Raw genomic sequence first — 22,144 nt, forward strand, 5'->3', positions numbered from 1 at the left:
GGATTCAGAAGCAAAATAGATTCTGTATTTTTAGGCTCTCAACCACTTCTTAATGCTTGAAACCTTAAAAGTTTATAAAATTCAGATAGTAATGGCGGTAACGCTTTTAGGCTTCTATGCAGCCTTTGCTTACGACCTGGAGCGTTATGATTTTATACGGTTGATCAGTCTTTACGCCGGAGCATTCTTCCTAAGCTATAAGCTTATTCAGTCCTTTAAATTCAACGTTAAGATCTTGCTGATCCTTGGTATTGCTGCACGGCTGGTTTTTCTAATCGCACTGCCCAATCTTTCTCAAGATTATTTCAGGTTTTTATGGGATGGAAAGTTGCTTGCAGAAAGCCTCAATCCTTATTTAAACACACCTGATCAGTGGGTTGCTTTAGGTGAAATACCCATTGCACAAGCTCAGGATTTATTTAATGGAATGGGCGCTCTCAGCCGGCAACATTACTCAAATTATCCACCGGTAAATCAATTCTTCTTTTGGCTTTCGGGAATTTTAAGTGGAAACTCAATTTTAGGAGGTGTGATCGTTTTGCGTATCTGCTGTATTGCTGCAGACTTAGGAATCTTCTGGATAGGAAGAAAATTATTAAAAAAACTAAAACTGCCCGAGCATCAGATCTTCTGGTATTTTTTAAATCCGTTTATCATCATCGAGCTCACCGGGAATTTGCATTTTGAAGGGGTGATGTTATTTTTCTTGCTGGCTTCTCTCTATCTTTTATTCAGAGGAAACTGGTTCTGGTCTGCACTCTTGATGGGACTTTCCATTGCTATCAAATTACTACCCTTGCTGATGCTTCCGTTATTCTTTCAGTATTTGATCACGGCGCATTCAAAAACCGAAGAAAACTCAAAACCTTTTAAACTTTTAGCTGAAAAACCGCTGCAATCCCTATGGAAGTTACTTCGGTACTATTTTGTGGTAATTGGTGTTTTTATACTCAGCTTCACACCCTTTTTTACTGAAGAATTAGTAGCTCATTTTTCACAAACCATCGGACTTTGGTTTCAAAAATTTGAGTTTAATGCCAGTGTGTATTATATCATACGATGGATTGGTTTTCAAGTGAAAGGATACAACATTATCGCTACAGCAGGAAAAATGTTACCAATTGTAGTTATCGCAGGATTAATGCTTCTTGCTCTAATCAGGAAAAGTGATCGCAAGCAACATTTAATGAACACCCTACTTTTAGGTACTTCGCTTTATTTTCTATGCGCCACAACGGTTCATCCTTGGTATATCGCAACCCCTTTATTGCTTTCAGTCTTTACAAGATTTCGCTTTGCGATTGTATGGAGTTTAGTCGTTTTCCTCAGCTATTCTGCATATAAAATAGATCGCGTAGAAGAAAACTTTTGGTTGGTCGCAGTAGAATATTTGGTAGTACTAGGATTTTTTATCTGGGAGTTCTATAAAAATAATCTGTTGGAGAAAACACGCTAAAACAAGCTTCAATTTTTCAAGAATAAGATAACTTTACTAGTTCTAGTGCCCTCTAAACCAATTAAATGAAAACTCTTTTTGTAGGTTGCTTATTTGCTTTGTGTTTCTTTTGTGCAAATTCTCAAACCACTACAATACCTGATGCTAATTTTGAACAATTTCTTGTTGATCAAGGTATTGATTCTAACGGACTTAATGGCAACATCCTTAATGCAGATGCTCAAGCGGTAACAGCCCTCAACATTTCAATAAACACCATCACAGATTTTACCGGCCTTGAAGCTTTTGTAAATCTAGTTACTCTAGACGCCGGGACTAATCAGTTTGCTACGTTACCATTAACAACGCTCTCTTTATTAGAGGAACTCGTATTTAACCAAAATATGGTGTTGGCTAGTTTAGATCTAAGCGGCAATCCCAATCTTAAACGATTTCAAGCGAGAGCAAATGGAGGATCAAATTCTGGGCCTATTACCGTTATAGACCTCAGCAATAACCTGCAACTCGAAGATATCAATATCTATAATTTTAGAAATCTTCAAAATGTGATTTTCCCAGACACCAATACTGTGATTTCTATTTACTTGTTGATGCACAATGATATTACGGTTGATTTTTCGGGTTATAGCAGTCTGGAGTCTTTGTCGCTAAGCACAAATTTCAATAATAATTATCCCATCACCGCCACGCTTCCAAGTGAGCAAAACACACTCAAAACAGTTGCTATTCAAGGTGGGAATATTATAGATGTTGATTTGTCAAATTTTTTGGCACTTGAAGCTATCTCACTTCAAAGCACAAATACCGAAACTATTGATATACCCCAAACGTCAACCTTGACCGCCATAAGTATTAGCGACCACAATATTGCTTCTGCTTCCTTTGCTGATGCAAGTATGCTGCAAAACTTAACTATTACCAGAAAACAAGAAAGTCCCGGCTTACAACTTGACATAACGCAAAATGAGGCATTAACAACCCTAAACGCTAGTCATAACTATATGGATGCCCTTGATCTAAGTCAAAATACAAACTTAAGCGACCTACGACTAGCTCATAACTCATTTGCAACCTTAGAAACAAGCCAGAACCTTAACTTGGTTTATCTGGATGCCTCTTATAATTTAATCTCGAGTCTTGACCTTTCTACAAACACGATTCTTGAAAGACTTATCTTAAATAACAATGAACTGCCTGGTATAGATCTTCAGGCCAATATTCTTCTCGAAAATTTGAATTTGGGAACTAACAAAATCCCCACATTAGATGTATCATCTAATAACGAGTTAAGAATGTTATACATAGATGACAATCTGTTTGCTAATACAGGACTTGATCTTACTCAAAATCCTGAACTACACTATCTCGATGCATCAAACAATCAAATTGAATCCTTAGACATTACTCAAAATGGTAAATTGGGTTCTTTAATCTTGCATCATAATCTATTTTCGGGTACAGATATTATAGATCAATATTATGATATATGGAACGCAAATGGTGCTTTGGGAGCTTCTGATGAACTTGATGTAAGCTATAATCTATTATCTGGTAGAATTCCAGATTTTACAAATCTTGCTGTAGATAGACGAACTAATTACTTTGAATTAAGGTTTAACGACAACTATTTTCATTTTGGCGATTTTGAAGCCGAGCACCTCAGCTATGTTGATCTCTTGAACACCTATTGGTCTTCATCCCCTTCACTTGTTTTGTTTAGAGCATACACTTATGCTCCTCAGGCAAAAGTGAATGAGGTTGAAACTATTGCGCCCAATGCAGGTGAAAACATCACGCTTACTACTACGGTACGCGGTAATCAAAATCATTACAAATGGTTTAAGGATGGGATAGAACTAGCCGATGCTCCAGATGCTCCAGAACTTATTCTAACCGATGTGAATGATTGCGATAGCGGTATTTATCATAGTGAAATCACTAGTGATTTGGTTCCGTTTGAAAATTCAAACGCTCCGGGATCGGGTGGGAAAAATCTATTACTCCAGCGTAATGACATTACAGTTAATGTTACCGTAAATAAAACTTGCGTCAGCTTAACAAACCCAGTAAACACAGCAACTGATGTTGCAATAAATACCGGGATTGCTTGGGAAAATACTAATGGTGCCTGCGGATATATTTTAAGTGTAGGCACTAGTTCAGGAGGAGTAGATCTAGTGAACAACTTAGATGTTGGTGATCTTGAGCTCTACAATTTTGAAAATGACCTACCTGCTAACCAAGATATATATGTTACTATAATCCCTTATTTTTCTGATGGTGAGATTTCGGGCTGTACAGAAGAAATGTTTACTACAAGTACTCTAGCGATTCCGCCAGATTGCACACAATTGGGCCGACCTTTATATGGTGCTCAAGAGGTAGCTTTAACTTCTGACCTGTATTGGGAACCGGCAAATGCTGCAGATAATTATATTGTACAGGTAGGCACTTCATCAGGAACTGACAATGTTTTAAATCAAACTGTTGCTTCAACATATTATGAAGTTCCTGAAGGCACCTTTGAAGCAGGAACTGAATATTTTGTAACTATAATACCTACTAATACGTTTGGAAACGCTACCGGCTGTACGGAAACATCCTTCACAACCGAAACACTCATCACCCCACCAGCTTGTACAACTTTGATGAGTCCGGCAGATGGTGCGACTGATGTAGCTCTTGATGTTGAACTAAGTTGGAATGCTTCCGCTGAGGCAACAGGATATTTACTAAACGTTGGCACTTCAAGTGGTGGCACTCAAATAATAGATAATCTAGATGTAGGCAATCAGACGGTTTACAACCTCACCGAAAATTTACCTGAAAACACAGAAATTTTCGTAAGCATCATCCCGTACAATTCCACAGGAAACGCTACCGGCTGCACCGAAGCATCCTTCACAACCGAAACACTCATCACACCACCAGCTTGTACCACTTTAACGAGTCCGGTGGATGGTGCGATTGATGTGGCTCTTGATGTTGAACTAAGTTGGAATGCTTCCGCAGAGGCAACAGGATATTTGCTAAACGTTGGCACTTCAAGTGGTGGCACTCAAATAATAGATAATCTAGATGTAGGAAATCAGACGGTGTATAACCTCACTGAAAATTTACCCGAAAACACTGAAATTTTCGTAAGCATCATCCCGTACAATTCCGCAGGAAACGCTTCCGGCTGCACCGAAGCATCCTTCACAACCGAAACACTCATCACCCCACCAGCTTGTACGACATTAACGAGTCCGGTGAATGGTGCGACTGATGTAGCTCTTGATGTTGAACTAAGCTGGAATCCTTCGGCAGAGGCAACAGGATATTTACTGAACGTTGGCACTTCAAGTGGTGGCACCCAAATAATAGACAATCTAGACGTAGGCAATCAGACGGTTTACAACCACACCGATGATTTACCCGAAAACACAGAAATTTTCGTAAGCATCATCCCGTACAATTCCGCAGGAAACGCTACCGGCTGTACGGAAGCATCCTTCACAACCGATACACTCATCACCGCACCAGCTTGTACCACTTTAACGAGTCCGGTGGATGGTGCGATTGATGTAGCCCTTGATGCAACTATTTCTTGGGCTCCTGCTGATAGTGCAGCAGGCTACATTATTAATGCTGGGACATCCTCAGGCTTAAGCAATATTGCCAATCAGGTAGATGTGGGTAACACTTTAACCTTTGATTATGCTCTAGAATTCTTTAATGATCAAACAATTTATGTAACGATTACACCGTATAATGAAGCTGGAGAAACTTTAGGCTGTAGCGAGGAATCTTTTAGTACAGTTTCAGCCATAGATCCTCCGCCCTGCACAACGTTGAGCAACCCTTCCCCTAATGCTAATGGAGCATTTATAAACACTTCCTTTAGCTGGTTACCTGTTTCAGAAGCAAGTGGCTATTACCTTTCTATAGGTACTAATCCTGATGCCACATCCTATATTGATGCTTTTGATGTGGGCAACTCAACCACTTATTATCTGCAGGATAACCTGCCCTACGATACTAGGATCTATGTGAAGATCACACCATATAATAATGGAGGTAAGGCAACTTCTTGCGAAATTTTTAGTTTTATCACTCAGGCAGAACCACTACCTCCGTTATGCACAGAACTGTTAAACCCAGTGCCAGAAAGTGCTGATAACCCTACAGACCTTCGGTTTAATTGGGCTTCCGTAGAAAATGTCACTGGTTATATTTTGAATATCGGTTCAAATCCAAACACTCAAGATATTGTAAGTAATCTTGATGTAGGGAATATCACCTCCTATACCTTAAATGATCTTTTACCAGAGGAAACAGTTTTATACATTTCTATTACACCATACAATACTAATGGCACAGCTTCAAACTGTGAACAGTTTTATTTTACTACTGCAACCGCAGAAGAAACTGCGATTTTTGATAAAAAATATGGCTTCTCACCAGACGGAGACGGCATTAATGAATCGTGGTTTATTCCTAATATCACTGATCATCCAGATAATTTGGTTCAGATTTTTAACCGTTGGGGAGATCTTGTTTTTGAAATGGAAAATTATGACAACGCAACACATTCCTTTACCGGAATTGCAAATCGTAAAGTAAATTTTGGTGCCGGAAAATTGCCAGAAGGCACCTATTTCTTCAGAATTATTTTAACTGGAACCAACAATCAACCTCCTGCTGAAGGCTTCTTAGTTCTCAAGCGTTAATCAGTAAGCAATGCTAAAATATCTTTTTACCGTTTTACTAACCGGAAGCTATCTTATCGGCTTTGCCCAGCAACAGCCAGCCTTTGCAGAGTACAACTACAATACGATTTTAATAAATCCCGCACACGCCGGGTACTATGAGAATTCTGAAGTAACGATAGCCAACCTATCTTCATTCTCAGGTATCGAAGGTGCACCATCAACCTTAAACGCAACCTTGAACCTAACGCTGAATAACGACAATGTAGGTTTAGGAGGTGGTATAATGCGTGACGAAATTGGCGTCACTTCTACTAATAGTGCATTTATCGCTTATGCGTATAAATTGCATTTTGGCGTTCAAGCGCGTGCTCCACGATTTCATAATTTTAATCCAAATGTGTTGTCATTTGGCATTCAAGCTGGAGTTTACAACTACACTGAAAATTTACGTGAACTCGGCATAACAGATGATCCTAATTTTCAAAACAACATACAAGGAACTGTACCTACACTAGGTTTAGGGGTAATGTATAATCGCAATCAACTCTATGCAGGGCTTTCAGTACCCAACGTTTTAGGTAACAGCCTTGCCACAGACAAGTCGATTAAAATTAATACAATCGGTTATGCATACGCCGGCTATCGTTTGTATGCCGGAGTTTTTGACGAATTTGAAATAAAACCAAATCTATTATTGCGCTATACCGAAGGCGCACCGTTAAACCTTGATTTGAACACTATTGTAAATTACAAGAATAAAATTGAAGGAGGTCTTGGTTACCGAACATCATCTGCTGTGAATATCTTCGCCGGATTTTATTTCTTTAAGAGCTTTAGGTTTATTTACAATTACTCTATGCCACTTCAAGAATCACCTTTACCTGCAACACATGGATTGATTTTAAGCTACCGTTTTGGCAAAGGCTATAATTATTGATCAATCTTTTTCACCAGATACAAACACCCTATTCTTCTGCTTTTATAATTACGGTCTGCTTTGGTCGTGATATTACCATCGTAGCAGTGCACACGCTGCAGCGCATAGTCTGCGAGTAGCTCTTCTACCTCTTGGGTACGCTCTTCTTCTACAATTAAATAGAATGAAGCCTGCTCAGGAAGTTGCAATCCATCACGTGTTTTTAAAACCGGAACTCGCTGCCCTAGATCCCAGATAAGTTCTGGGGAAGAATTTTCAAATAAATATAGAGGTTTTTCCTCGTGCAATAGGTCTGCTACTTTAGGAGCGATCTGCTCGTAATCTTCGTTAGTATAACTCAATTCTACTAGCGGAAAGGCAAAACTCACGATCGCACAAGCAAAAATGACTACCGCAAAAAATGCACGCTCTATTCTTTTTTGCTGAAGACTTTTAACTATAATTATTGCAATAAACAGACTGCTTATCTGAAGCGACGCATACCAGAACCACAAGCTTCCTTCTAACTGATCTGCAAACAGAAAAAGCGCAGCAGGCGCGGCTAACACCGCAGCAATAGTGATTATACTAAAATAAAAATATACAGGGATCGTCTCGCGCTTGTCACTCAAGGCTGGGAATCTCCTTACTAAATATTCAATATAAAAGCTGATATTCAAAGCCAACGGAATAAGCACCGGCAGCAGATATCTTGATTTTTTTTCAGGAATACAGGACAAAAGTACCACCGCAGCAAGCGTCCAGATCAGACTGAAGCGATAGGCTTTGAGATTAGCAACTCGAGTTTTTAAATACGGATACAGCAAGCTCACAAATGCCGGAATGGTCCAAATTCCGCTTTGTGTAAAAAAGCTCCAATAGTAATAAAAAGGCCTGGTATTTCTATTCGCCCAAGCCGTAGCCTCTTTATCTGCAATCGCTGTCGCCGTATCACTATCCCCAAAGTAAATCGCAAGCGCCCACCATGAACTCAAGCCTAAAGCAGTCAAGATCATAAGAGTAAATGGCGCTATTCGGGTTTTGTAGGAGTGTAATTTAAATACCCAGATATAGGCGATCAAAAATGGGAGTAAAAGCGCAAAGTGACTTACCGGACCTTTGCTCATAAAGGAAAGCCCTATAAACAATCCGGCTAATGCGGCGTTGCGATATTTTTGATCAGTACTGCTAAAGAACTGAAAGAGATAGTAAATCCCGCCAAGCATAAATGCGTGTGCAAAAATATCCCAGGTACCATTTCTTCCGGAAAAGAGGATATAAAATGATGTGGCAAGAATCAAACTTGCATACAGACTTTGCTTTGCACTCAGCTGTAAACGCTTCCGCGAAAACGAAAAACTAAAAAGTACTAGAACCGTACTGATTATCGCCGAAGGCAAACGCAAGGCCCACAGCTTAGTAATTCCAAATAATGCTGCAGAAAGCGCGGCGAGCCACGTAGGCAACGGTGGTTTTTCATAACGCGCTTCACCATTCATCGTGGTCAGCACCCAATTGTTATGCTCCAGCATTTCACGCGCGGTATTAAAATTGCGCGCTTCCATAATATTTGCATACAGCACATCTAGATGCGGAAAAAACAACAGCAAACAAGCTGCTACTAAAATATAGGGATAATGTTTTTCTGAAATTTTCATTCTTTGTCAATACCTATTGAAAGTCGCATATTTCTAAAATATATGAAAACTCCCATAAGATGTCCTACGAATAAAACGGGATCTTTTCTGAGTATTGCATAAGTAAGAATGAGTAAACCGCCTATTAAACTCAGTAACCAAAATCCTAAAGGTAAACTTGATTTTTTCTTTCGCTCAGAATAAATCCATTGATAGATAAAACGCAGTGTAAAAATCACTTGCGCGATACTACCTAAAATTAAAAGCCAAAGCGGAATATCCTCATTTTTAAAAAGTTTATCTACATCGTAATCCCCGTTATTATACCCGTAGATTACCAGTAAAACCGGAAAAATAAGCAAGAACCAACGTAGTATTTTTGGAGTTTTTACCCATTGCCCCTGTAATTGCAAATTGCGTATATACAAGAAATACGTGAGAGATTGCCCTAACATGATGGCAAAATCTTCTCTTAAATATCCATAAACAAAAAGTAAAAAAGATGCGCCTAAACTCAACCACCAGAAGGTTGAAGGCGTTAATACGCGTTTCTGCTTTTCACTTAAAAACCACTGGATAACCAAGCGACCAGAGAACATCAATTGGGCTAAAAATCCAACGCTATATATCCAAAACGGACTATCCATTAGATTTCTTTGCTACATCATAATTGATATATTTTTTCTTCATCCATAGGTAGGCAAAGCAATCCATTAACGGACCTAAAAGACGGTTCCAAAGACCGAATTTTGCCGTACCCGCGATACGAGGAAAATGACGTATAGGAACTTGAATAGTTTTACCGTTTTGCAACATGATCATCGCCGGCAAAAAGCGGTGCAACCCTCTAAACATAGGAATACGCTTCGCATAGTCGGTCTTGATAATTTTCAGCGGGCAACCCGTGTCATCCATTCCATCGTGCGTAAAAGCACGACGGATGTTGTTAGCAATAGCGCTCGACATATTCTTAACGAAAGAGTCTTTACGATCTGCACGATGACCGGTCACCAGATCATACTCGCCGATGTATTTTATCAAGATATTGAAATCTTCAGGAGTCGTTTGTAAATCACTATCAATATAGCCCACAAGCGGTGTGATTGTATAATCAAAGCCGGCTTTAATCGCAGCGCTCAACCCGCAATTTTGTGCAAAGGATATATACTGAAACCCTTCACTACGGGCACAGATCTCTTCAATGAGTTCTTGACTGCGGTCTTTAGAACCATCGTTTACAAACAGCACCTGAGTAGGTACGGCGGCAATTTCAAAATAATCTTGGAAAACTTTTTCGACGCGAAGCAAGTTATCTTGCTCATTGTAAACAGGAACGACTACTGTAAGACGGTATGACATACTAACAAATAAGGCTGCGAAAATAAGCATTTGTTCTAAAGGAAATTTGCAGAAGTCCCATTTTGTTGCTGCGAACTCCTGTTAATTGCGCTGAAATTGATTGAGATTAGTAATTAAATTCATTACAATACCTTAATTTGCATAGTGTAGCATTGATTGCTTTTTTGCATCAAACTACTCAACTAAAACCTTTTACCAACCAAACAATCTCTGTCGTTTTCAGAGTTCTATTTACCTAATTCTCATGCATAAAATATGCCCTTCCGTATTTGCGTTCAGTCTTATGCTTTTTGTGTTCTTTTCGTGTAAACCTGAAAAAGAGCCCCGCGTTTTAAACCTTCCAAAAACCGATTTATCTCAGGCGGATTTAATCCCTAAACCGGCTTTGCTTAATGCCAGTTATAGCGCGTTTCCGCTAGATCAATTTACTGCTATTCAGACAGCGCCAGACTCTTTGGGTTTTGAGGAAGTTGGGATTTTTCTTTCAGAAAAAATAAAAGATCGTACCCAATTGCAAATTTCAGTTAATACCGAATTTCCCGAGCAGGAAAGCGTGATCTACATTCAGCAATCAGACAGTTTATCAAAAATTAATAATGAGAGTTACGCGCTCAAGATCAACAAAGATTCTATTATTCTCAGTGCTGCGAGTGCTTCGGCTGCGTTTAGAGGAGTGCAAACCTTGAGACAGTTAATGCCTATGAAGGCCAGTGATTCTATCATTAATTATCCGGTGTGGCCCATCGCTTCCGGAACTATTAATGACACCCCGTTTTTTGAATATCGCGGTGCTATGCTTGACGTTGCCAGACACTTTTTTACAGTAGAAGATGTGAAAAAATACATCGACCTTCTCGCTTATTACAAATACAATGTGTTGCATTTGCATTTAACCGATGATCAAGGCTGGCGTATAGAAATTAAATCTTGGCCAAAACTTACAGAAATTGGCGGTGCAACCGAAGTTGGCACAGAACCCGGCGGATTTTACACCCAAGATGATTACAAAGCTATTGTGGCTTACGCTGCTAAAAATCATATGACCATCGTGCCTGAGGTAGATATGCCGGGCCATACCAACGCCGCTTCTGTAGCTTATCCTATTTTAAATGGAAATGGTAAAACCCCTGAAATCTACCGCGGAACTCACGTAGGTTTCAGCACCTTTGACACGCGAAAAGACACCGTTTATCAATTTATAGATGATGTTGTGCGAGAAATTTCAGCGATCACTCCCGGGCCTTATTTTCACATTGGTGGTGATGAAAGTCACGTGACTCAAAAGGATGATTACATCTATTTTGTAAATAAGGTGGAGCAAATCGTTCAGAAATATGATAAGAAAATGATTGGCTGGGACGAAGTTGCTACTGCTGATATTGATACTTCTTCTGTGGTGCAATTCTGGCAAAGCAAAGAAAACGCAGAACTGGCTGTCACCAAGAATTTAAAGGTGATTATGTCTCCTGCCAAAAAAGCCTATTTAGATATGAAATACGATTTAAAATCTGAATATGGACTGAATTGGGCCGGTTATGTTCCCGTAGATACGGCGTATGTATGGAAACCGGAAGCCTACGAAAATATTCCTCGAGAAAATATTTTAGGTATCGAAGCGCCGCTTTGGTCTGAAACCATAAGTACAATTAGCGAACTTGAATACCTAGCGTTCCCCAGAGCCATTGGCTATGCTGAATTAAATTGGTCACTACCCGAACAAAGGGATTGGGAAAACTACAAAGTGCGCTTAGGCAATCAGGCTCCATTTTTAGAGTCTATGGACGTCAATTACTACCCTTCTCCTTTAATAGATTGGAAAACGCAAAACAAAGCGATCAAAGAGTAAGACTTATAATAAAAAAGCCTCCTAAACTGAATTAGGAGGCTTTTTTATTTTAATTAAGTCTCAAAGATTACATATCCAATAGATAGGCAAAAACAAGCGGCGCAACAATGGTTGCATCACTCTCAATGATAAACTTAGGGGTATTGATATCCAGTTTACCCCAAGTAATTTTCTCGTTAGGTACCGCTCCTGAATACGAACCATAACTGGTTGTAGAATCAGAGATCTGGCAGAAATAGCTCCAGAATGGTGTGTCTTCACGTTCCATATCTTGGTAAAGCATCGGCACTACACAAATTGGGAAATCTCCTGCGATACCACCGCCGATCTGGAAGAACCCGATTCCGTTTTCAGAATTGTTAGTATACCAATCTGCAAGGAAGGTCATATATTCAATTCCAGACTTCATTGTAGAGGCTTTCAGTTCGCCTTTCAACACATAAGAAGCAAAGATGTTACCCATCGTACTGTCTTCCCATCCCGGGCAAATGATCGGTAAATTTTTCTCGGCTGCGGCGTACATCCAAGAGTCTTTTAAGTCGATCTCATAGTATTCTTCTAGAACACCGCTCAACAACATTTTATACATAAACTCGTGCGGAAGGTAACGCTCACCGGCGTCATCTGCTTCTTTCCAAATTTTATAAATGTGTTGTTGTAATCTACGGAACGCTTCCTCCTCAGGAATACACGTATCGGTCACACGGTTGAGACCGTTTTCAAGTAAATCCCACTCTTCTTGTGGTGTCAAGTCACGATAGTTAGGCACGCGCTTATAATGCGAGTGCGCTACCAAATTCATGATATCTTCTTCAAGGTTAGCTCCGGTACACGAAATGATCTGCACTTTATCTTGACGGATCATTTCTGCAAAGATCTTACCCAACTCTGCGGTACTCATTGCGCCTGCTAATGACACTAACATCTTAGCGCCATTGTTTAACTGCTCTTCGTATGCTTTTGCAGCATCAACTACAGAAGCAGCATTAAAGTGTAAATAGTATTTTTCTATAAATTGAGAGATTGCTCCCTTAGTCTTCATCGTCATTTAAATCAAATTTATTAACGCCTCCTTTTGCAGGATTTGCCACGTAAGTATTATCATAATTGTCTTCTACATCCTCACCTTCAAATTTGAAGCTAAGCATCTTGTAGTACAGTTTTGCCGCTAAAAAGTCTGAAGATTTATCGTGCTCGTTAGGGCAAAGTTCCATAAGGTCAAACCCTACCACATTTTTTTCAGCAAAAACACGTTTCAGGAAATCCATAGTCTCATACCAGAACAATCCGCCCGGCTCAGGAGTTCCTGTAGAAGGCATAATTGAAGGATCTAACCCATCAAGGTCAAAGGTGATAAATACATTATCTGTACAAAGATCGATCACGTTATCAACCCAATATTCATCCTGAACCATCTCGTGAGCGAAGAAGGTTTTATCTTCATCCATCACAGTTTTTTCAAGCGCATCCATACTACGGATTCCTACTTGAATAAGGTTTGTGGTTTGGCTGGCTTCGTACATCGCACACGCGTGGTTGCACTTGCTCCCCATATATTCTTGACGTAGATCAGCATGCGCATCAATTTGCAATACTGTTAAGTCATCAAACAACTCGTTAAACGCTCTAATCGCACCAATAGAAACCGAATGCTCACCACCAAAAAGCGTCACAAACTTGTTACGCTTGATAAAATCTTTGGTCGTTTTATGCACCTCGGCCACCACAGCTTCAGGCGAACTTGCTTCGGTTATTGCAGGAGCGAGATAGATCCCTTGTTGATACACTTCAGTATCAGTCTCTATATCATAAGTCTCCATATTCTCTGATGCGTCTAAAAACGCCTGCGGACCTTTATCAGCTCCTTTTCCCCAGGTACTTGTCCCATCATAGGGTACCGGGATTAGTACAATTTTTGAAGTTTCAAGTTTGGCAAACTCATCAGGAATGCCAGCATAATTTTTAGTTGTACTCATAACCTAAAATCTTAAGCAATTGTTCTGCTTTTTGTTGTTCATTAAATATACGGGTTGTTAAGTTACCATTTTCATCCCTATCTATAAGAATATGTTTAGGTTGTGGGATTAAACAGTGTTGAAGTCCGCCATAGCCTCCTATGGTTTCTTGATATGCACCGGTATTAAAAAAGCCGATGTATAAAGGTTTGTCTTTTTTATATCTGGGTAAATAAATCGCGTTGCTGTGCTGCTCGCTATTGTAATAATCATCACTATCGCAAGTAAGACCGCCTAATAGTACACGCTCATACTCTTCGTCCCAACGGTTCACCGGAAGCATAATAAAACGCTTGCTTATCGCCCAAGTATCTGGCAATGTGGTGATGAATGATGAGTTGATCATATTCCATTTTTCACGATCGTTTTGCTGCTTTTGGTACAACACTTCATAGATTGCGCCCCCGCTTTCGCCAACGGTAAAACTTCCAAATTCAGTAAAAATATTAGGAACAGGAACATCTGCCTCATCGCAGGTGATCTTGATCTGATTGATGATCTCGTCTACCATATAGGCATAATCATAATCAAAAGCCAACGAATTTTTAATAGGAAATCCTCCTCCAATATTTAAGCTATCAAGCGAAGGACATATTTTCTTTAAGCGAATATATACCTTAAGACACTTATTCAACTCGTTCCAGTAATACGCATTATCACGAATTCCGGTATTGATGAAGAAATGCAACATCTTAAGATCTACCTGATCATTATTCTTGATTTGCTCTTCGTAAAACGGAACAATATTTTTGTACCCAATTCCTAACCTAGAGGTATAAAACTCAAACTTAGGCTCTTCTTCCGAAGCAATACGGATTCCTATTTTGAAATCTCCTTTTATACCTTCGGTAAGCAGGTTGATCTCTTCGTAGTTATCAATAATAGGGATACAGTTTTTTTGACCACCATTGATCAAATCTGCAATATTGTTAATGTATTGATCGCGTTTAAAACCATTACAGATCACAAACGTATCTTCGGTAATTTTACCGTTCTCTTTCAGCTTATTTACAATATTGATATCAAAAGCTGATGAAGTCTCAATATGAATATCGTTTTTTAAAGCCTCGTCAAGCACGTGTTTAAAGTGCGAACTTTTTGTACAATAGCAGTAATTGTACGAGCCTTTATAATTGTGTTTTGCAATGGCGTCTGCAAACCAGCCTTTTGCTCTGTTTATGTTCTCAGAAATTTTTGGCAGATAACTGAATTTTAATGGAGCTCCGTATTCTTTTACAAGCGCCATTAAATCTATATCGTGAAATTCGAGCTGATTACCCTCAAGTTTGAATTCTTCTTGAGGAAAGTAGAAAGATTGATCTATAAGATCTATATACTTAGTATTCATCAAATAATTTAAAGCGTGAAATGTAAAAAAAGAAATTGAGATACGATACACTCATCTCTTAAGGTAATGTAAAAAATATCAAAAACACCACCTATTTCACTCTAAAAACCACTCAAACAAACACTTAAAGCATCATCAAGTTATGCACTTCTTGATCTTTTAAGTGACGATATTTACCGCGTGGCAAATCTTTTTTAGTCAACGTACCTAGAATTACACAATCTACGCGCACCACTTGATAGCCTAGATGCTCAAAAATAGAACGGATAATACTATTACCTACATTACGCATTTTTAGCCCAACCTCTTTTTTAGGCGCTCCGTCAACGTAACTCAGATCTTCAATCTCTAAACGCTTACCATCAACAGTAAGTCCTTTTTTAATCTTTTCAAGATCTTCGGCCTTTAGGTTTTTATCCAGCTCGATATGAAATAGTCTAGGAAGTCCGGTTTTAGAATTGGTAAGTTTTTTCATCACCTTATCATCATTGGTAAACAATAACAAACCGGTTGCATTGCGTCCCAAACGACCTACCGGCTGAATACGTGATTTTGTAGAACTTGCCACAAGATCCATTACAGTCATTCCTTTAGAATTACTAGTCGTAACCGAAAAACCTTTGGGTTTATTAAGCAGCACATACGCTTTAGCTTCTGGGTTTATGCGACGACCATCAAAACGCACATCGTCATCAATATTGACTTTATAGCCCATCTCATTAACGATCTCGCCGTTAACCGAAACCTGCCCGGTACTTATATAAAGGTCTGCTTCTCGACGCGAACAGATTCCGCTGTTTGCGATATATTTATTAAGACGTATACCGCCTTTTCCCGTACTTGCAGTCGCAGTTCGACTACTACCGGTTGTATTCTTTTTAATAGGTGCATTACCTCGTGCATGACTTTTAGCACGATTGTTATTTGCCCCACGACCAGACGCTTTCCCGCCCTTCTTACTCTCTTGATGTCTGCTCATAATTCTAAAATTTGGCGCAAAGATACATATTTAAAAATCGAAACAAATAAATTACTAATGCACGTGATTCTTAATGAACGGCTCCTATTTTAAATGTGCTTTTAGATCTAAATAATCAAAATAATTCTACCAGTATTCCTCCTAGAATTCAAGTTGGCGTAACCTTAAGTTCACAAATCTTGATTTCGAATTATTCAGCTGAATACGTAATCGTATGCATCGCTCAGAACTTTGTACCAAAACTTAGTTAAACAGCCTTAAACTCATAGAAAACTTCGGTTTTATTTGCATAAAATGGAAATGTTTAGAAATAGTTTCCTGTTTTGAATTTTACACAAAATGAAAGGTTTAGCCCTAGTTTGATAACACATCAAATGCTCTGCTACGCAATCTTAACTGCTACATTTGACACATCAATCAGTAAAAAAAAGAACAATGAAAAAATTACAAATTCTAGTCGTAGCCCTAGTATTATCTACATCAAGCTTATTCGCTAACACAGACCCAAAACCAGAAACCGCAAGTATGCAATTGCGTACACAAATCATCGAGCTTTTAGGAACTCCGGATCTTGAGTTGCAGCAAGATGTTTTAGAAAATGAAATTGAGTTTATGGTAACTGCACAAGGCAGCATCGTGGTTCTCAATGTAACCACCGAAAATCCTGCAATTGAGAATTACATCAAAAACAGACTCAATTATAAAGAAGCAAAAGTAGCTGTTGGTAAAAACAAGTTCTTCAACCTAAGCTATAAGATCGTTAAGGAAATTTAATCGGTCTCGTTTATTTTATTAGCCAGAAGGTCATCAATGCGATGACCTTTTTTTATACAATTCGATTAAGTACTATATCAGGATCAATAAGTAGAATGCTAAAAACTCCAAGTACTAAAATGAATTTTAAAATATTATGCAGCAATAGATAATGAAGCTTAGCATCTGACCACCACAGCAGGTATAAAAACACTATAAGCAGCAAGGTGCTGACATAAAAGTAGTAGCGCATTAACCCTATATCAAATTTATTAATCAATAAAAAAGCAGGAATCACAATCACTCCAATAAGTAAGGAGATCAATGCTTTTGTAGATTTTTCTCCATAGACCACAGGAAAAGTATGGTAATTAAGCGCAATGTCTCCTTTAATGTTTTCAAGGTCTTTTATGAGTTCGCGCATCAAAATGATGAGACCTAAAAAAACGGCGTGAACAAAAATCACTTTTTCAAAATTGCGATAGTAGATAAAGACTGCGAAAAAGGGCGTGAGTGCCAAAGAAGCCGAAACAAGGTTTCCTAAGAATAAAACTTTTTTGAGTTTATGAGAGTAGATCCAAATACCGAAGATATAGGCCGAAAAAAACAGCACAGCAAAAAACGAGACATAACTAGCGACGATGATCGCAATAAAATTGAGTACAAAATAAAGCGAGAGCATCTTTTTCTGACTCACCAGATGGTCTAGCTTGGTTTTATTAGGCCTATTGATCCAGTCTTTTTCACTGTCATAAAAGCTATTGATAATATAACCGCCGGCGATCACTACAGAAGTAGAAACCACAATAAGAAAGAGATTAACATCAAACAGTACTTCTCTAAGCGGTAAATCTGGCGAAAGAATATAGATCGAAGCCAGATATTGTGCTATAACTATAATGAGAATATTGTACCCGCGCACCACCGAAAACAAACTCAGAAATTTTAAAAGCAACAGTTTGTTTCTACGGCTTATGCGTGACATAAACAGATATTTAATACCAAGAAATTCTTAGAAATTATAAACCACCTCAACCTTATGGCCGGCGAGTGCTTTACGGGCTTTATCAATATCCTGCGTGAAGCCAAGAATATAACCGCCACCACCAGAACCGCAAAGTTTCAGGTAATAATCGTTAGTCTCGATACCTTGTTTCCAGAGATCGTGAAAACTTGCAGGAATCATAGGTTTAAAGTTGCGCAGTACAGTTTTAGACAATTGCTTTACATTCCCAAAAAGCGACTTGACATCCCCTTTTAAAAAGTCGTCAATACACGCATCAGTATGCTTTACAAATTGTGTCTTCAACATTTTACGGAAACCTTCTTTCTTCATGCTTTCCATAAAAATATTGATCATTGGGGCAGTTTCGCCAACAATCCCGCTGTCTAATAAAAACACAGCGCCCTTTCCATCAGGAGTTTGAGAAGGAATTCCGGCAGGCTCGATATCGTCTTTACTATTAATAAGAATAGGAAGGCTCAAGTAGCTGTTAAGCGGATCAAGACCTGAAGATTTTCCGTGGAAAAATGATTCCATTTGGCCAAAAATATGCTTCAGCTTCAACAGTTTTTCACGCGTTAAATTCTCGAGAATCGTGATTTTATCAAAAGCATATTTATCATAAATCGAAGCAACCAGCGCACCACTACTTCCTACACCATATCCTTGCGGAATTGTGCTGTCAAAGTACATTCCTTTGGAAACATCTTCTTGAAGCGCTTCAATATCAAACTGAACTAAATCAGGCTGATCTTCTTGCAATTCTTTTAAATAAACCGCAAATCTGCCTAAGCTTTCATTAGACTTAACCGCGACTTCATCAGGATGCTCATCAACCTTTAAAGCACCTTTATAAAAATTATAAGGTATTGATAAGCCTTTAGAATCTTTGATGATTCCGTACTCACCAAAAAGTAAAATTTTAGAATAAAATAAAGGTCCTTTCATAAAGCGTACAGGTTTTTAAACCGAAGCAAATTTACAATTTAATTGCTCCATTTCCCACATTGTCAAAAATATACCGATTATCTTGACAATATTTACTTAAATCATTCTTAATAAATTCTTGTACAGCTTCTTTATCTTTTTCTGGATATAAAACGTGCACATTGGCCCCGGCATCAAGCGTAAAACATACAGGCACACCGGTCTCTCGTCGGTATTCCCAGATTTTATCAATGATATGCAAGGTGTTAGGTTTCATCAGTATAAAATACGGATTACTGGTTAGCATCATTGCGTGTAGCGTAAGTGCTTCGCTCTCTACTAAAGTCACAAAACCATCTAAATCACCTTCCTGGAGAATAGGAATTATACGTGATAAATTTTCTACCGCCTGATCAAATCTGCTCGCGGCATAAGCGTGGTTATGCATTAAATTATGCCCCACGGTGCTGCTTACCGGTTTTTCGCCTTTATCTACTAAAAGAATCGTGTCTTGATAGTGATCAAAAACCGAATGGATCTGATAAGGATATTGCACACCATACACATCACTACTTCCATCTACATCTGCGTGCTCTCCCCAAACCATAATAGGCCCTTCTAATGACCGGCAACCGCTACCCGAACCTAAACGTGCGATAAAAGAAGCCTTTTGCTTAAAATGTTTAAGCGTCATATCTGGCTGCATCTCACGCTCCATCTCCATCAAACACAAGGCTAATGCGCTTAATCCACTTGCAGAAGACGCGATCCCCGAACTGTGCGGAAAACTATTAGAAGTCTCAATGGTAAAGGCATAGTCTTTTATAAAAGGTAGATATGCTTCAATGCGCCCAAAAAACTGATGGATTTTAGGCTCAAACCCCGGTTTATGCTTTCCGTCTAAAATCACTTTTAATTCATAAGCATCACCCGGCTCAGAGCGTTTCTCATAACTTAAAGTAGTTGTGGTCTTGCAATTATTTAAAGTAAAACTTATTGAAGGGTTCTTAGGAATTTGAATGCCGTGCTTTCCCCAGTATTTAATTAAGGCAATATTACTGGGAGATTCATAACTCACTGATTTTGTCGTCAATGCCTGAGTGTATGGTTCAGGATGAAATTTGGTAGTTGTCATACTGCAAATATAACCTCTCTAAAAAGTTTTGAAAGCCCGCTAGCTTTTTTTTGAGGTCTGAAACTCATAAAAATTTTCTAATTTAGACAGCAATGCCCTTAATATGAATACACAAAAAACCTTTCATATTCTGATCCCGATTACGGTATGCCTACTCGTAGGCTTCTTAAGTGCTATTGCCACGCAAAGCAGTGTGCTCACGTGGTATCCGCAATTAGCAAAACCTGCTTTTACAGCACCTAATTGGCTTTTCGCGCCTGTATGGACCGTACTTTATATTTTAATGGGAATCGCCGCAGGCCTGGTATGGAACAAAGGCTATTACCACAAATGGGTCAAAACAGCGCTCTATCATTTTGGATTTCAGCTTATTTTAAATGCAGCCTGGTCTATTGTATTCTTTGGAATGCATCTCGTTTTACCGGCTCTCCTTATCATCTTAAGCTTATTGATCCTGCTCCTTTTCACGTTTAAATGGTTTAAAGTAGTGAAACCCGAAGCAGCCTATCTCTTATTTCCTTATATAATTTGGGTAGCCTATGCTTCTGCACTCAATTTTGAGATCTGGCGTCTCAATTAAAGCTTTTGCGCTAGAGCTTGTGCGGCAATATATCCACCGGTCCAGGCATTTTGAAAGTTAAATCCGCCGGTTACTGCATCAATATCAAGAATTTCTCCAACCAGATAAAGTCCGTTTATTTTTTTGGCTTGATACGTTTTAAAATCAATTTCTTTCAGGTCAATTCCGCCTGCGGTTACAAATTCTTCTTTAAAGGTGCTTTTGCCACGAACTTCAAATTGGCCTTCGCGTAATTGAAGCTCCAGCTTTTGAAGCATTACTTTAGAAAGATCTGCCCATTTTAAGGCTTCAGAAATAGTTGAAGCTAGAACCAGTTGCTTCCATAGGCGTTTCGGTATATTAAAAGGACTACGTTTAAAGACTTGCTGTTTGGCCAGGTCAAATTTTAGAGATCTGAGATGCGCTCCAAAAGACGCTCGGTCGTACTCCGGAAGCCAATCTACTCTTATAGAAAATTGATAGTCACAAGCGTGCAATTCTCGCGCCGCCCAAGCCGAAAGTTTTAAGATCCCTGGTCCGCTCATACCCCAATGCGTTATCAGCACAGGGCCGTCAACACCTTCTTGATCTATCGCATATTGCCCTGTTAAAAGCGGTTGGTTATTTGTATCAAAAAGGCGCACATTTGCCGGGGTAGCTAAGCCTGCAAGGTCTGTAATACGCTCGTCATCTATATTAAAGGTAAACAGAGACGGAACCGCTGGAATTACCGCCAATCCATCACTCGCCAGTTGCCTAATCATTTTTGCGTTACTCCCAGTCGCAACCACCACAGAAGCACTGCTGAAGGTGTGCGTTTTAGTTTCAACTTGAAAGGTGTCATCTACTTTGTTAATAGCTGCTACCGGCATTTTAGTGCTCACCTCAACACCTAGTTTTTTAGCTTGATCAAGAAAACAATCTATAATGGTTTGCGAACTATCTGACTCCGGAAAAATTCTTCCATCTTCTTCTATTTTAAGCGCGACACCCAGCTCATCAAACCAAGCCATGGTATCCCCGCTCATAAAGCTGTGAAATGGGCCTAATAATTCTTTGATCCCCCTAGGATAATGCCCTGTCAGTGGTTTGGGTTCAAAAATAGCGTGCGTTACATTACAGCGACCACCTCCGGAAACACGCACCTTTTCTAACACTTGAGCCCCACGTTCTAAAATAAGAATATTGAGATCTTGCCGCTGGCGTGCCAGATTGATTGCAGTAAAAAAACCTGCTGCTCCACCACCTATAATAATACAGTCATATATCATAGAGCAAATATAGAGGGAATTCTAAAATTTGAGATTTGACATTAAAAATCAATTTCGCTACTTAATCGATTTAGATAAGGACATTAAACGTCAAATTAACCTTTAATTAACAAAATGCTTGAATTGACGTTTTGCCGAAAAAAGTAGGTGTTTTTTGCAGGTAAAAACGACGATTTTCACCCAATTTAGCCCTACTTTTTCAAAAAATATTCATCATTTAAACAAGCGTGTAATTGATGCACTCTT

The 22,144-nt window shown here is 39.0% G+C and carries 17 protein-coding genes; 6 read left to right on the plus strand and 11 right to left on the minus strand.

Annotated features, from left to right (window positions below):
* Positions 1 to 52 precede the first annotated feature (52 nt).
* The 3 genes from BUA96_RS16405 (at position 53) to BUA96_RS16415 (ending at position 7,087) form a co-directional block, all read left to right on the plus strand.
* Positions 53 to 1,456, plus strand: a complete 1,404-nt coding sequence (locus tag BUA96_RS16405) for an MptA/MptB family glycosyltransferase (protein ID WP_072985005.1) — start codon at positions 53 to 55, stop codon at positions 1,454 to 1,456.
* A gap of 65 nt (positions 1,457 to 1,521) precedes the next feature.
* Entirely contained in the window at positions 1,522 to 6,168 is a 4,647-nt protein-coding gene (locus BUA96_RS16410; protein WP_072985007.1) for a T9SS type B sorting domain-containing protein, read from the plus strand.
* 10 nt (positions 6,169 to 6,178) lie between these two features.
* Complete coding sequence (locus BUA96_RS16415; protein ID WP_072985009.1) at positions 6,179 to 7,087, plus strand: PorP/SprF family type IX secretion system membrane protein; 909 nt, start codon at positions 6,179 to 6,181, stop codon at positions 7,085 to 7,087.
* Here the strand turns inward: BUA96_RS16415 and BUA96_RS16420 are convergent.
* From BUA96_RS16420 to BUA96_RS16430, 3 genes are read right to left on the minus strand one after another with little or no spacing between them, the layout of a single operon-like run.
* A complete protein-coding gene (locus BUA96_RS16420) occupies positions 7,081 to 8,724 on the minus strand; it encodes an ArnT family glycosyltransferase (RefSeq protein WP_072985011.1) in 1,644 nt (547 codons plus the stop codon). The two genes, BUA96_RS16415 and BUA96_RS16420, sit on opposite strands and share 7 nt — an antisense overlap.
* Entirely contained in the window at positions 8,721 to 9,350 is a 630-nt protein-coding gene (locus tag BUA96_RS16425; protein WP_072985013.1) for a lipid-A-disaccharide synthase N-terminal domain-containing protein, read from the minus strand. Before BUA96_RS16425 ends, BUA96_RS16420 begins: the two co-directional genes overlap by 4 nt.
* A complete protein-coding gene (locus tag BUA96_RS16430; RefSeq protein WP_072985088.1) occupies positions 9,343 to 10,062 on the minus strand; it encodes a glycosyltransferase in 720 nt (239 codons plus the stop codon). The genes BUA96_RS16425 and BUA96_RS16430 overlap by 8 nt, the downstream gene beginning before the upstream one ends.
* 244 nt (positions 10,063 to 10,306) lie before the next feature.
* Between BUA96_RS16430 and BUA96_RS16435 the strand changes: the two genes are divergently transcribed.
* Entirely contained in the window at positions 10,307 to 11,908 is a 1,602-nt protein-coding gene (locus tag BUA96_RS16435) for a family 20 glycosylhydrolase (protein WP_233430665.1), read from the plus strand.
* Positions 11,909 to 11,975: 67 nt separating this feature from the next.
* Here the strand turns inward: BUA96_RS16435 and BUA96_RS16440 are convergent, their stop codons facing one another.
* The 4 genes from BUA96_RS16440 to BUA96_RS16455 all read right to left on the minus strand — a co-directional run bounded on the left by BUA96_RS16440 (position 11,976) and on the right by BUA96_RS16455 (position 16,250).
* Positions 11,976 to 12,950, minus strand: coding sequence for a deoxyhypusine synthase family protein (locus BUA96_RS16440; RefSeq protein ID WP_009778996.1), 975 nt, complete (start codon positions 12,948 to 12,950; stop codon positions 11,976 to 11,978).
* Positions 12,940 to 13,884: an agmatinase gene (gene speB / locus BUA96_RS16445; RefSeq protein WP_072985017.1), complete on the minus strand. Its 945-nt coding sequence runs from the start codon at positions 13,882 to 13,884 to the stop codon at positions 12,940 to 12,942. Before speB ends, BUA96_RS16440 begins: the two co-directional genes overlap by 11 nt.
* Positions 13,871 to 15,271, minus strand: coding sequence for an arginine decarboxylase (locus tag BUA96_RS16450; protein WP_072985019.1), 1,401 nt, complete (start codon positions 15,269 to 15,271; stop codon positions 13,871 to 13,873). Before BUA96_RS16450 ends, speB begins: the two co-directional genes overlap by 14 nt.
* A gap of 124 nt (positions 15,272 to 15,395) precedes the next feature.
* Positions 15,396 to 16,250, minus strand: coding sequence for a pseudouridine synthase (locus BUA96_RS16455; RefSeq protein WP_072985022.1), 855 nt, complete (start codon positions 16,248 to 16,250; stop codon positions 15,396 to 15,398).
* A 435-nt stretch (positions 16,251 to 16,685) separates the two neighbouring features.
* Here BUA96_RS16455 and BUA96_RS16460 point away from each other — a divergent pair, with 435 nt between their 5' ends.
* Positions 16,686 to 17,024, plus strand: coding sequence for a hypothetical protein (locus BUA96_RS16460; protein WP_072985024.1), 339 nt, complete (start codon positions 16,686 to 16,688; stop codon positions 17,022 to 17,024).
* 52 nt (positions 17,025 to 17,076) lie between these two features.
* Here BUA96_RS16460 and BUA96_RS16465 read toward each other — a convergent pair whose 3' ends face one another.
* Genes BUA96_RS16465 through BUA96_RS16475 form a run of 3 tightly spaced genes read right to left on the minus strand, consistent with a single transcriptional unit; the run spans position 17,077 to position 20,068 of the window.
* Complete coding sequence (locus BUA96_RS16465) at positions 17,077 to 17,988, minus strand: geranylgeranylglycerol-phosphate geranylgeranyltransferase (protein WP_072985026.1); 912 nt, start codon at positions 17,986 to 17,988, stop codon at positions 17,077 to 17,079.
* Positions 17,989 to 18,015: 27 nt separating this feature from the next.
* A complete protein-coding gene (locus BUA96_RS16470; protein ID WP_072985028.1) occupies positions 18,016 to 18,954 on the minus strand; it encodes a mevalonate kinase family protein in 939 nt (312 codons plus the stop codon).
* A 31-nt stretch (positions 18,955 to 18,985) separates the two neighbouring features.
* Positions 18,986 to 20,068, minus strand: a complete 1,083-nt coding sequence (locus BUA96_RS16475; protein ID WP_072985030.1) for a diphosphomevalonate decarboxylase — start codon at positions 20,066 to 20,068, stop codon at positions 18,986 to 18,988.
* A gap of 103 nt (positions 20,069 to 20,171) precedes the next feature.
* On the opposite strand from BUA96_RS16475, the gene BUA96_RS16480 reads away from it, so the two are divergent.
* A complete protein-coding gene (locus BUA96_RS16480) occupies positions 20,172 to 20,648 on the plus strand; it encodes a TspO/MBR family protein (protein ID WP_072985032.1) in 477 nt (158 codons plus the stop codon).
* Here the strand turns inward: BUA96_RS16480 and BUA96_RS16485 are convergent.
* Positions 20,645 to 21,898, minus strand: coding sequence for a BaiN/RdsA family NAD(P)/FAD-dependent oxidoreductase (locus BUA96_RS16485; protein WP_072985034.1), 1,254 nt, complete (start codon positions 21,896 to 21,898; stop codon positions 20,645 to 20,647). The two genes, BUA96_RS16480 and BUA96_RS16485, sit on opposite strands and share 4 nt — an antisense overlap.
* Between the last annotated feature and the right edge of the window lie 246 nt (positions 21,899 to 22,144).

It is taken from the genome of Leeuwenhoekiella palythoae (genome assembly GCF_900130045.1).
GTDB lineage: Bacteria > Bacteroidota > Bacteroidia > Flavobacteriales > Flavobacteriaceae > Leeuwenhoekiella > Leeuwenhoekiella palythoae.